At 64.4% G+C, this 11,750-nt stretch carries 15 protein-coding genes; all 15 read left to right on the plus strand.

Annotated features, from left to right (window positions below):
- Positions 1–547 precede the first annotated feature (547 nt).
- Positions 548–1,216 (plus strand): HyaD/HybD family hydrogenase maturation endopeptidase, encoded by a 669-nt coding sequence (locus NKI79_RS32535; RefSeq protein WP_502909882.1) that lies wholly within the window; start codon positions 548–550, stop codon positions 1,214–1,216.
- Positions 1,216–1,548 (plus strand): HypC/HybG/HupF family hydrogenase formation chaperone, encoded by a 333-nt coding sequence (locus NKI79_RS32540; protein WP_023679110.1) that lies wholly within the window; start codon positions 1,216–1,218, stop codon positions 1,546–1,548. The genes NKI79_RS32535 and NKI79_RS32540 overlap by 1 nt, the downstream gene beginning before the upstream one ends.
- Positions 1,549–1,552: 4 nt before the next feature.
- The gene (locus tag NKI79_RS32545) at positions 1,553–1,996 is read left to right on the plus strand and encodes a thioredoxin domain-containing protein (RefSeq protein WP_352807370.1); all 444 of its coding nucleotides are present in this window, start codon (positions 1,553–1,555) and stop codon (positions 1,994–1,996) included.
- A gap of 25 nt (positions 1,997–2,021) precedes the next feature.
- Positions 2,022–2,867 carry a hydrogenase expression/formation protein gene (locus NKI79_RS32550; protein WP_023679108.1) on the plus strand — a complete coding sequence of 282 codons (846 nt, stop codon included), beginning with the start codon at positions 2,022–2,024 and terminating at the stop codon, positions 2,865–2,867.
- A complete protein-coding gene (locus tag NKI79_RS32555; RefSeq protein WP_023679107.1) occupies positions 2,864–3,085 on the plus strand; it encodes a rubredoxin in 222 nt (73 codons plus the stop codon). The genes NKI79_RS32550 and NKI79_RS32555 overlap by 4 nt, the downstream gene beginning before the upstream one ends.
- A 1-nt stretch (position 3,086) precedes the next feature.
- Positions 3,087–3,665 carry a [NiFe]-hydrogenase assembly chaperone HybE gene (gene hybE / locus NKI79_RS32560; RefSeq protein ID WP_023679106.1) on the plus strand — a complete coding sequence of 193 codons (579 nt, stop codon included), beginning with the start codon at positions 3,087–3,089 and terminating at the stop codon, positions 3,663–3,665.
- Positions 3,666–3,715: 50 nt separating this feature from the next.
- Positions 3,716–4,795, plus strand: coding sequence for a hypothetical protein (locus NKI79_RS32565; RefSeq protein ID WP_352785076.1), 1,080 nt, complete (start codon positions 3,716–3,718; stop codon positions 4,793–4,795).
- Positions 4,795–5,136: a hydrogenase maturation nickel metallochaperone HypA gene (gene hypA, locus NKI79_RS32570; protein ID WP_023679104.1), complete on the plus strand. Its 342-nt coding sequence runs from the start codon at positions 4,795–4,797 to the stop codon at positions 5,134–5,136. The genes NKI79_RS32565 and hypA overlap by 1 nt, the downstream gene beginning before the upstream one ends.
- A complete protein-coding gene (hypB, locus tag NKI79_RS32575) occupies positions 5,136–6,014 on the plus strand; it encodes a hydrogenase nickel incorporation protein HypB (protein ID WP_023679103.1) in 879 nt (292 codons plus the stop codon). Before hypA ends, hypB begins: the two co-directional genes overlap by 1 nt.
- Positions 6,014–6,259, plus strand: a complete 246-nt coding sequence (locus NKI79_RS32580) for a HypC/HybG/HupF family hydrogenase formation chaperone (RefSeq protein ID WP_023679102.1) — start codon at positions 6,014–6,016, stop codon at positions 6,257–6,259. Before hypB ends, NKI79_RS32580 begins: the two co-directional genes overlap by 1 nt.
- Positions 6,256–7,401 carry a hydrogenase formation protein HypD gene (gene hypD / locus NKI79_RS32585; RefSeq protein ID WP_023679101.1) on the plus strand — a complete coding sequence of 382 codons (1,146 nt, stop codon included), beginning with the start codon at positions 6,256–6,258 and terminating at the stop codon, positions 7,399–7,401. Before NKI79_RS32580 ends, hypD begins: the two co-directional genes overlap by 4 nt.
- Positions 7,401–8,450 carry a hydrogenase expression/formation protein HypE gene (gene hypE / locus NKI79_RS32590; RefSeq protein WP_023679100.1) on the plus strand — a complete coding sequence of 350 codons (1,050 nt, stop codon included), beginning with the start codon at positions 7,401–7,403 and terminating at the stop codon, positions 8,448–8,450. Before hypD ends, hypE begins: the two co-directional genes overlap by 1 nt.
- A gap of 2 nt (positions 8,451–8,452) precedes the next feature.
- Positions 8,453–10,216: an enoyl-CoA hydratase-related protein gene (locus NKI79_RS32595; protein ID WP_023679099.1), complete on the plus strand. Its 1,764-nt coding sequence runs from the start codon at positions 8,453–8,455 to the stop codon at positions 10,214–10,216.
- Positions 10,213–10,791, plus strand: a complete 579-nt coding sequence (locus NKI79_RS33410) for a response regulator (RefSeq protein WP_023679098.1) — start codon at positions 10,213–10,215, stop codon at positions 10,789–10,791. The genes NKI79_RS32595 and NKI79_RS33410 overlap by 4 nt, the downstream gene beginning before the upstream one ends.
- Positions 10,791–11,750, plus strand: a 960-nt coding sequence (locus NKI79_RS32610) for a Sua5/YciO/YrdC/YwlC family protein (protein WP_352625600.1), incomplete at its 3' end; no start/stop codon positions are given. The genes NKI79_RS33410 and NKI79_RS32610, both read left to right, overlap by 1 nt.

Raw genomic sequence — 11,750 nt, forward strand, 5'->3', positions numbered from 1 at the left:
GTTCTTTTTTCTACACCCCCCAGCCGTGGTTGTGCGCGGGCGGGCCCTCTTGCCGCGCCCGGGCCGCCCTTCTTCAACCCACCTCCCTCCCGCCCCCCCCCCGGGGGGGGGGGGGGCGGCCCCCCCCCCCGGCTCTTTTCTTCAAGACGGGTTGCCTTCAAGTCGATCCACACTTCGTCTCGGCTTGCCTCGACACCTCTCCTCCGTTCGACGGGGAGAGGAAGTGCCAACCGCAACGCCCGGCGCCCTTCCTCTATCCCTTTCAGGGCAAAGGTGCGGAGCGAGGCGGAGTGGGGAGGGCGAGTGAACGCAAACTTTCCATCGGCCTGGAATTCGGTTCTCAGTCCGGCCGTTGCCGTATCCGTCAATGGAAGGATACTTTCCGTTTGTGCGGTAAAATCGTCATCGCGCTTTCCATACGCGTCGTTCGCTATCCAGAGATCAACCTATTTCGCAACCATTTGCCGGCCCCCGGCCAATTGGCCCGCCTCTTGCTGCTGGAAGAAAAAGGTCGAAAGGAGGCTTCCCAATGAACGACGCGCCACGGGTGCTCGTGCTCGGCATCGGAAATCTGCTATGGGCCGACGAGGGCTTCGGCATCCGCGTGGTGGAGGAGTTCCACCGGCTCTGCGAAACGGCGGACAACGTCCGGGCCATGGATGGCGGCACGCAGGGCATCTACCTCCTCCAACATATCCGCGAGGCCGACATCCTCGTGGTGTTCGACGCGGTCGACTACGGCTTGGCGCCCGGCACGCTGAAGCTCGTCGAAGGCAGCGAGGTGCCGGCCTTCCTCGGTGTGAAGAAGATTTCGCTCCACCAGACTGGCTTTCAGGAAGTTCTCGCCATGGCCGAGATGATGGGTGACTATCCCGCCCATCTCCTTCTCGTCGGCGTGCAACCGGTCGAGCTGGACGACTACGGCGGCAGTCTCCGGCCCGCGGTGAAGGCTCAGATCGAGCCTGCAATCGAGATCGCCATCGAGTGGCTCGCCTGGCTCGGCGCGACGATCGCCAAGCGCACCGAACCGCTGGCCGAAGAAGAGACGCTCGCCTCGCGCGAAATGCGCATCGGCATCTACGAGAGCGGTCGACCCCGACCGGAAGAGGCCTGTCGTCACGGCGCGCGGCTTCTCGAGAATGGTGCCTTCGCTGGTCCGGCGAATTTCGAGTGCGAGGTCGACGCGCTTTTGCAATCGTCTGGAAGGCAGGGCTGATGTGTGTCGGCGTTCCCTTCCAGGTGGTTGAATGCAGCGGCGGCATTGCCCTGTGCACCGGTCGCAGCGGCACGCGGCGCCTCGATATGACCCTGGTGGGCGACCAGCCAGCGGGTACGTGGATACTCGCCTTCCTCGACACCGCGCGCGAGACTGTCACTGCCGAGACGGCGCGCCTGATCGCCGACGCGATCGAAGCGACGGAGCGTGCGCTCGCCGGCGACACCGACCTCGACCACCTCTTCGCCGACCTGGTCGGCCGCGAGCCGCAACTGCCGGAGCATTTGCGGCCGGGGCAAGCCCTTTCACCGCAAGGCACGGAGGACGCCTGAGTCCATGTTTTCACCCGTTCTCACCATGATGATGGAGCGCCACCGCATCCCGGTGGTTGACGAGGCGAACATCGACGCATTCGCCGAGGCCCACGACCTCACCGCGCTGTTTTTTCCCGGTGACTGGTTGCTGCTCGCCGAGAGCAACGATGTGGCGGTGATCCTCCCGGAGCTGGTGCAGGCCTTCCAGGGCGTGTTCAAGCCCGCCGTGGTATCGCGCGAGAGCGAACGCGAGCTGCAAAGCCGCTATCGCTTCGACGCCTTCCCGGCGCTTGTCTTCCTGAGGAACGGCGAATATCTCGGCGCCATAAAGCGCGTGCTCGACTGGGAAGACTACCTCACTGAGATCGACGGCAAACTGAGGCGCGGGCCGAGCGCGCCGCCGCGTTTCGAGCTTCCCGAAGCCTGCGCGACCCACGACCGTCACGACCACGATCATTTCCAGTGAGCGAAAGCGGCCGGGAGGGCGCATCATGGCAGCATCGCTATTCGGCGGCATCGGGCCGGGTTCACAGCCGAGCGAAGGGGACGGCAGCGACTTGCAGTATATGGAAATGCCGAAGGGCATGGCGACCTCTGCGTCACCCATGTTGCCGGAGAAGGAAAATGTCGCCGGGCTCGAAGCTGCTTTGGCGGTGCTCTCCGCGCTGGCTGAAAGCCTCGGCCGGTCCTCGCCGGATTGCGAAAACGCGGTGCATGATCTTTCCGGCCTCGACGACGCCAATCTTGCGCTGATCGACCAGGCGCTGGGCGAGGGCGAGGTCTTGATCATCTGCGGCGACGACCTGAAGGCTCAGGAGTCGGTGCTCGCCGGTATCTGGCGCGTGCGCCAGACCGGAACGGATGGCAGGCTCGTGCGCGATTTCGTCGAGGTCGGCGCCTTTCCCTCGGCCGTGCTGGAGAGGGCCTTCGCCGGCTGCCGCAATACGCTCGCTGCGCCGGCGACCTATCCGACGGGCGTCTTCAACGCGCCGCCGCTGATTTCGGAGCTCAATGGCCGCATCCCGCTCGTCGGGCCCGACGTCGGGCCGCACGCCATAAACCTGTCGCTGCTGCCGCACACTGAAGAGGACTTGACCTTCCTCGACGGCCTGCTTGGCCACGGGCCGGTGGTCGTGCTGTCGCGTGGCTACGGCAATTGCCGCGTGACCACGACGGGGACGCGCGGCGTCTGGTGGGTGCGCTTCTTCAATTCGACCGACGATCTCATCCTCAACACGATCGAGGTCACGGCCTTGCCGGGGGTGGTCCGCGCTGCGCCCGAGGATATTGCGGACAGCCGCCAGCGGCTCCTCGAAATCCTGGAGGTCTACCGGTGAACGACTCCTTCTTTGCCGGTTCATATGGCGGCGACAATGCCAAGATCGGCCCGATGTCGCGGCTCGAATGCAGGATTTGCTGGCATGTCTACGACCCGGCTGAGGGCGACGACTACTGGCAGATCCCGCCCGGCACGCCCTTCGCCGAACTGCCGGCCAACTGGAGCTGCCCCACCTGTGACGGCTCCAAGCAGGGCTTCATGGTCGTGAGCGATTGACATGGATCATTCGCAAGCCGTCGCTGCCCATCTAGAGTTCGTGTTTCAGCGGATCGAACGGACGGCCATGGCAGGAATTCCGATCCTCAATCCGGCGCTTTGCGTCAGCGCGGTGGGCGTGCGGCAGTGGCAGGGCAAATGGCTCGCGGTTCTTGTCACGCCCTGGTTCATGAACCTCGTGCTTCTACCATTTGGCGACGGGCAAGCGCGCCCGCGCGTGCCTACGGGCACGAAGGAGCATGCATCATTCCCGGCGGGCCGGTTCGAGTTCTTCCGGGCCTATGAAGAGGAGCTCGGCTGCTACCGCATGTGCTCGCTGTTCTCGCCGATGTTCGAATTCGCCGACCAGGAGAGTGCGCAAGAGGCCGCGCGGCAGGTGCTTGCGGAACTGTTCAACCGTGAGGCGGAAGAAGACGAAGACGGCGAGATGATCCGTGTCTGGGAAGGCCGGCTACCTGAGGAAGAGGCAAGCGCGTTGGACGAGGTTGAGACAGCCGGAACACCCGCGAGCTCCCAGCCGGCGAAATTGACCCGCCGCTGGCTGTTCGGTTTGGGCGACAAGGAGGAGACCGCTGCATGAGCGTTGATGGCCGCGTCTCCATCGATCTCGTCTGCGATGGCGGTCGCGTTATGGAAGCCATCGTCACGCCGCCGCGCCCGGTTGCGCTTGGCCCGATCGTGCGAGCCCGGCCGGTGACGGAGGTCATCTCGGCGATCGGTTCGCTGTTCAGTGTCTGTAGTATTGCGCAGTCGGCGGCGAGCGTTGAGGCAGCCGAGGCGGCCCTGGAGATCGGGACGGACCGGCGCACGAAGCAAGCGCGGCGGCTTCTTGTGCTTACCGAAACGCTGCGCGAGCACCTGCTGCGCATTGGCTTGGATACTGCCAGTCTCGCGGGCGAGCCTGCCGACGGTAAAACCCTGCGCCGGTCTATGCGCCTGCCGCAGCGCCTCAAGCAGGCACTTTTTCCAGGCGGGAATGCGTTCGTTCCCGGCGTGTGCGTGGGGATTCCGGGCGCGGACGCTGCCGAAACGGCCGCCGAAGCGAGCCATCTAACGCAGTCCGTGGTCTACGAAGGCGAAAAGCCGCTTGGCGAGATGGATCGCGATGCCTTCGCGCAGTGGGCTATGGAGCGCGGCACGATTGCGGCCCGTCTCATCGCCCCGGTCTTGGCAAGGGGCTGGGCCATGATAGGCCACCCCGAAACGACAAACGGGGGAAACGAACATTTGCCGAAGGAAACGTCGGCCGACACGAGCTGCCTCGCCAGGCAGGCTGGTGCGCCGCTCGTTCGCGCTTTCCTTTCCGAAAACGGTGGAGCCGGCCTGGCCGCGCGGCTGGCTGCCCGCGTGGTCGAGGCATCGACGCTGCCGGCGCAGATCGCCGGAGGGCTCGCGGCCCTGCGGGATGTCGCGGAGGGGTCCGAAGTGCCTACGCGCGAAGTCTTTCGCGACGAGAACGGGGGCCGCTCTGCTACTGCCTTCGCCGAGGCAGCACGCGGCCGGCTGGAACATCGGATTGTTTTGAACGACGACCGAATCGCCGACTACGCCATCACGGCTCCGACCAGCATTCATTTCGCCGAGAGCGGCATTGCCGCGAGCTCGCTTTCGGCGCTCGCTGCATCCAGACGTGAAGATCTGGCGGTCCAGGCCGATCTCCTGGTCCGGGCCATCGACCCCTGCGTCGGCTACGATATCAGGCTCCGCTGATGCACGAGATGGCGATATGCGAGAGCGTCCGTGGCATCATCGAGGAAGAGGCCGCGAGACAGGATTTTCGGAAGGTGGGCCGCGTCTGCATGGAAATCGGGCGGCTATCCGCTGTCGAGGTCGAGGCGCTGAAGTTCGGCTTCGATGTCGTCATGCGTGGCTCTCTGGCGCAAGACGCAAGGCTGGAAATCGTCGAGACGGAAGGCAGGGCCTGGTGCATGCCTTGCGGCCAGAGCGTGCCGATCGCGGCACGCTTTGATCCATGCCCGGACTGCGGAAGCCATCAGCTGCAGGTGACCGGCGGCCAAGAAATGAAGATCAGGGAATTGGAGGTGAGCTGATGTGCACTATTTGCGGATGCGGCGAGGGCGCCGTCCGGATCGAGGGCAAGGCGCATGGCCATCACCATCATCACGGCCACGATCATGATCACCACCACGATCATGATCACGGCCCCCATCATGACGATCATGTGCACGATTGTGGCTCGGGCCCCGGTGGCACCCGTGCGCCGGGCATGAGCCAGGCGCGGATGGTCAAGCTGGAAAAGGATATCCATTCCAAGAACAACGAGTATGCCGATGCGAACAGGAAAATGTTCGCCGAGCGCGGCGTGCTTGCGCTCAACCTCGTCTCCAGCCCCGGCTCTGGCAAAACGACGCTGCTTTGCCGCACGATCGAGGCACTGAAGGGCAAGTTGCCGATCGCCGTGATCGAGGGCGACCAGCAGACTTCCAATGATGCCGACCGCATCCGCGCCACCGGCGCGCCCGCGATCCAGGTCAACACCGGCAAGGGCTGCCATCTCGACGCGCATATGGTCGGCCATGCCGCAGATCACCTCGACCTTGCCGAAGGAGGCCTGCTCCTCGTCGAAAACGTGGGAAACCTCGTCTGTCCGGCGGGCTTCGACCTAGGCGAGGCACACAAGGTGGTGGTGCTCTCAGTCACCGAGGGAGAGGACAAGCCATTGAAATATCACGACATGTTCGCCGCCGCCGATCTCATGATCCTCAACAAGACTGACCTGTTGCCGCATCTCGACTTCGACGTGGAGGCCTGCATCGCCAACGCCCGAAAGGTGAACCCGCGGATCAAGGTGCTGAGGGTTTCCGCGCGCACGGGCGAGGGGATGTCGGACTGGACGGCCTGGATCGGCGCGGTCCGCGCCATGGCGCTAGTCGGCCATCGGCGGGCGGCCGAGCTCGGAGCAGCCTGATGTGCCTGGCCATTCCCGCCCGCGTCGTTGAACTGCTCGATGACGACATGGCCGTGGTCGCGTTCGACAGGGTCACGAAGCGCATCTCATTGGCTTTGGTGGCAGACGTTTCGCTTGGCGATTTCGTGCTCGTCCATGTCGGTTATGCGCTCCACAAGGTGAGCCCCGAGGAGGCCGAGCGCACGCTGCAGCTGATGGCCGAAGCGGGCGTGCTGGAGGAGGGGCTGGAGGAGATTTCGGCGTGAAATATGTCGACGAATATCGCGACCAGGAGCTTGCGAAGACCATCGCCGGCGCCATCGCGATCGAGGCTGATCCGGAAAAGAGCTACCATTTCATGGAGTTCTGCGGTGGGCACACGCATGCGATTTTTCGCCACGGCGTGCAGGACCTGATGCCGCAGAACGTGCATTTCGTGCACGGACCCGGATGCCCCGTTTGCGTGCTTCCCATCTCTCGCCTCGACGATGCGGTGGAGCTCGCCGAGCGGCACGGGGTCATCCTTTGCACCTACGGCGACATGATGCGCGTGCCGGGCACCAAGCAACGCAGCCTGATCCGCGCCAAGGCGGACGGAGCGGATGTCCGCATGGTCTATTCAACGCTCGATGCCCTAAAGATCGCGCGTGAAAACCCCGAGCGGCAAGTCGTCTTCTTCGCCATCGGTTTCGAAACCACGACGCCGCCGACGGCCGTCGCGATCAAGACGGCGCAAGCCGAGGGGTTCAAGAATTTCAGCGTGTTCTGCAACCATGTGCTCACGCCGGCCGCGATCTCTCACATTCTTGAATCGCCGGAAGTGCGGGAACTGGGCATCGTCAAGATTGACGGGTTTCTGGGACCTTCGCACGTCTCCTCCGTGATCGGCTCGCAGCCATATGAATTCTTTGCCGAGGAATTCCAGAAGCCGGTTGTCATCGCCGGCTTCGAACCGCTGGACGTCATGCAGTCCATCCTGATGCTGATCCGGCAGGTCAATGAAGACCGGCACGAGGTCGAGAACGAATATACCCGCGTCGTGACCGAGGAGGGCAACCTCAAGGCGCAGGCACTGGTGAGCGAGGTCTTCGAGCTGCGCAAGACCTTTGACTGGCGCGGCCTCGGCACCGTGCCCTACAGCGCCCTGCGCATCCGCGACGCTTATGCCGATTTCGACGCCGAGAAGCGTTTCGAGCTGTCGGTCAAGGCTTCGCGCCAGGTGAAGTCCTGCGAATGCCCTTCGATCCTGCGCGGGGTGAAGAAGCCGACCGACTGCAAGCTGTTCGGCACCGTGTGCACGCCGCAGAACCCGATTGGCTCATGCATGGTCTCCTCCGAAGGCGCCTGCGCGGCCTACTGGACCTATGGCCGTTTCCGCGAGCCGAAGCTGTTGGAGGCGGCGGAATAATGAGCGCGAACGATCCCAGCCTAGCCGTCACCACCTCGTCGGTCCGCGGCGCGGTGGACATGACGCATGGCGCGGGCGGCCGCGCGATGGCCGAGCTGATTCGGGATATTTTTCAAAGACATCTGGCCAACGAGTTCCTGGCCCAGGCTAACGACGCGGCCCTGCTCGGCACCGTCTGCGGACGCCTGGTGATGGCAACGGACGCGCATGTCATCTCGCCTCTGTTCTTTCCGGGCGGGGATATCGGAGCACTGGCGGTCCACGGCACGATTAACGACGTCGCCATGATGGGCGCGCGGCCGCTCTGGTTGTCCGCGTCCTTCATCCTGGAGGAAGGTTTTCCGTTGGCCGAACTGGAAAGAATAGTTGTTTCAATGGCTTTTGCCGCCCGGGAAGCAGGCGTACCCGTGGTTACGGGCGACACCAAGGTGGTGGAGAAGGGCAAAGGCGACGGCGTTTTCATCTCCGCGACCGCTGTTGGCGTGCTGGCGGACGGCACAGACATCTCCGGAAGCAATGCCCGGCCGGGCGATGCAATCCTTGTCTCCGGCACCATGGGCGACCACGGAGTCGCAATCCTGTCGAAGCGCGAACACCTTGATTTTGAAACGGAAATTATCTCCGACAGCCAAGCTCTGCACGATCTGGTGGCGGCGATGCTTGGCTCCGTTCCTGGTATCCGGGTGTTGCGTGACCCCACGCGCGGCGGACTGTCGGCGACGCTGAACGAAATCGCGCAGCAGTCCAAGGTCGGAATGGTAATCCGGGAAGCGGCGGTTCCGGTGAAGCCGGAGGTCGCGGCGGCGTGCGAACTGCTCGGCCTCGACCCGCTGAATGTTGCCAACGAAGGCAAGCTGATCGCCATCTGCGTGGCGCAAGACGCGAAGACTTTGCTCGCCGAGATACGCGCTCATCCCATGGGCCGGGATGCCGCAATCATTGGCGAAGTCGTCACAGACCAGCATGCGCTGGTGCGGATGAAAACGAGACTTGGCGGTATGCGCGTGGTCGACTGGATCGCCGGGGAACAGCTCCCGAGGATCTGCTGAAGATGCGCATTCTGCTTCTCGTCACCGCCTTCAACGCCTTGAGTCAGAGGATTTTCGTGGCGCTTGGCGAGCACGCACACGAGGTCTCGGTCGAGATGGACGTCAACGACGAGCGGACCATGGAGGCGGTAGATTTGTTTCGGCCGGACCTCGTTATTGCCCCGTTTCTGAAGCGGGCAATCCCGAAAGAAGTCTATGAAAATCGATGCTGTATGATCGTTCACCCAGGCATCGTCGGCGACCGCGGCCCCTCCGCGCTGGACTGGGCGATGGTGGACGGGGCGACGCAGTGGGGTGTCACGGTGCTGGAAGCGGCGGCCCAAATGGATGCGGGGCCGGTCTGGGCGAGCGCCACCTTCGCGATGCGAAAGGCGACGAAATCGAGCCTCTACAGCAACGAGGTGACCGACGCGGCGGTGACGGCGGTGCTCGAAGCGATCGCGCGGTTCGAGCAGGGCGAAAAGCCGATTGCCCTGGAAGAACAATCTGTAGCGCCGCTGGGCCGGTGGCGGGACGCGATCAAACAGGCGGACCGGCGGATCGATTGGGCTGCCGACACGACCGAAACGGTGCTGAAGAATATCGCAGCAGCCGACGGCGCGCCCGGCGTGCGGGACGAACTTTTCGGCGAAACGGTCTTCCTTTTCGACGCGCGAGACGCACGTGAACCAGGGGGTGACTTGCCTCTCGCGCGGGGTGAACGGGGCAAGATATCGCTCCCCGAGCCGGGAGTGGTCGCCGCCAGAAGCGGGCCGGCGATCGCCATCGTCACCGGCGACGGCGCGTTGTGGATCGGCCATGTCCGGCATCCCAATTCGCCACACCCGTTCAAGCTGCCGGCGACCATGGTCTTCGCGAAGGAAGTTGCAGACCTGCCGGAGATCCCGCTCAATTCACCGGGCGGTTATCAGGACATCATCTACGAAGAAGAAGCTGCGGTCGGCTATCTGCACTTCCCCTTCTATAACGGTGCAATGGGAAAGGACGCCTGTCGAAGACTTTTGGACGCTTATACAAAAGCGACGGAGCGTCCGACCAGGGCGATCGTGCTGTGCGGAGGGCCGCAGTTCTGGTCCAACGGGCTCGACCTCAACCGAATCGAGGCGGCCGACAGCGCGGCCGACGATTCCTGGGTCAACATCAATGCCATCGACGACCTCGCCGATGCGATCATCCGCACGACAAGCCACATCACCGTAGCAGCGCTTGCCGGAAATGCGGCAGCGGGCGGCGTGTTTCTCGCCCGCAGCACCGACCAGCTCTGGATGCGCTCGAGCGTCATCCTCAACCCGCATTACAAGGACATGGGCAATCTCTACGGCTCGGAGTTCTGGACCTATCTCCTGCCGAGCTGCTGCGGGACTGAGAATGCCCGCCGGATCGCGGCAGCGCGCCTGCCGATGGGCGCGAAGGAGGCGCTCAATCTGAATCTGGCCAACCGGGTGTTCGCGGGGGCAAGCGAGCTGTTCACGGCGCAAGTGAGGGCGTCGGCTGCCGCGCTGGCCGGGAGCGAAGAGTTTCCGGGGTTGCTCGCCGAAAAACAAGCCCGGCGCGCAGCCGACGAGGCGGCCAAGCCGCTTTGCGCCTATCGCGAGGAGGAGCTTTCGCGGATGCGCCGCAATTTCTATGGCTTCGACCCAAGCTACCACGTCGCGCGGCATAATTTCGTGCACAAGGTGCCGAAGTCGCGCACCCCAGTGACGATCGCCCGCCACCGCGACGTCGCCTGGCAGGCCGGCCGGGAGGGAAGGAAAAAGGCATCGTGAGCGACCTGCCGGGCATATTGATCGTCGACGACGAAATCCGCTCGCTGGAGGCGCAACGGCGCGTCCTGAGCGAGGATTTCGATGTCCACGTAGCCAGCGACACCAAGGCCGCCAGCTCGATCCTGGAGATGGAATGGATCCAGATCATCCTGTGTGACCAGCGCATAGCCGGCACCTGCCGCACCGAGTTCCTGAAGCAGGCGCGCACCCGCTGGCCGGACATCGTGCGCATGATCATCTCGGGCTACACCGACGCGCATGACACCATCGACGGCATCAACGAGGCCGGCATCTACCAGTACATCACCAAGCTCTGTCATCCGGAAAACCTCACGCTCACGCTGAAGAACGGGGTGCAGCTCTTTCTCCAGATCGCGGTTCGTCGCCGCCACCACGCGCAGATCGACCTGCTCTACGCATTGCAGAACTTTTCGCCACGCGACTGGGCCGGCAATCGTGGCCCGCTGGAGCTGGCGCTCGAAGGTGCGCCGGTGCGGCTCGGCGAGACCGAGCCGGTTGCAGTCCAGCACATCGTGCGGTCGTTGGACCCGTGCATAGTGTGCACGGTGCGCTGATGGGCCCGCCGCTCGCCGAGCCCGCAGTGGAGGGACGCCTGGTCCGGGTGACGGGGCTGGTGCAAGGCGTCGGCTTCCGGCCGACAGTGTGGCGCATCGCGACCGCTATGGGGCTATCGGGTCACGTCCGCAACGATGCTGCAGGCGTGGAGATCGCGCTGTGGTGCAGCGATGCCGAGTTCGAGACCTTCGCGGACAGGCTAAAGGCGCAATGCCCGCCGTTGGCGCGGATCGACGGGATCGAGACGGCGACGCTTGAGGGGCCGCGGCCGGCGGGCGGCTTCGCCATAGCGGCGAGCGCGGGCGGGCGGGTGAAGACCGGCATCGTGCCCGATGCCGCCTGCTGCCTGGAATGTCTTGCGGAAGTGCTCGACCCCAAGGACCGGCGCTATTTCTACCCGTTCGCCAATTGCACGCATTGCGGGCCGCGTCTGTCAATCGTCAAGGCTATCCCCTATGACCGCCGCTCGACCGCTATGGCACGATTTTCGACCTGCGAGGAATGCCGGGCCGAGTATGAAAATCCGGCCGACCGCCGCTATCACGCCCAGCCGATCGCCTGCCCGGCCTGCGGCCCGCGCGTCTGGTTGGAAGGTCCAGACCACGTCGTGGTCGGCGGCGGCCCGCAGGCGGTGATCCGCGAGGCGGCGGCGCTGATCGGGGAAGGGCGGATCGTCGCGATCAAGGGCATCGGCGGGTTCCACCTCGCCTGCGACGCGACGGACGAAGCGGCGGTGGCGCAGCTGCGCGCCCGCAAGAAGCGCGACGGTAAGCCGTTCGCGCTGATGGCGCGCGACTTGGAGCAGCTTGCCGAATTCGCGGAGCTGTCGGGCGAGGAGCGCGTGGCGCTTGCCGCCCGAGCGGCGCCGATCGTGCTGGTGAAGCGCCGTGACAGCTGCGGCGTTGCGGCGGGCGTGGCGCCGCAGCACGAGCGGCTCGGTTTCATGCTGCCCTACACG

Origin of the sequence: Mesorhizobium sp. M0340 (assembly GCF_040321535.1) — a bacterium.
GTDB lineage: Bacteria > Pseudomonadota > Alphaproteobacteria > Rhizobiales > Rhizobiaceae > Mesorhizobium.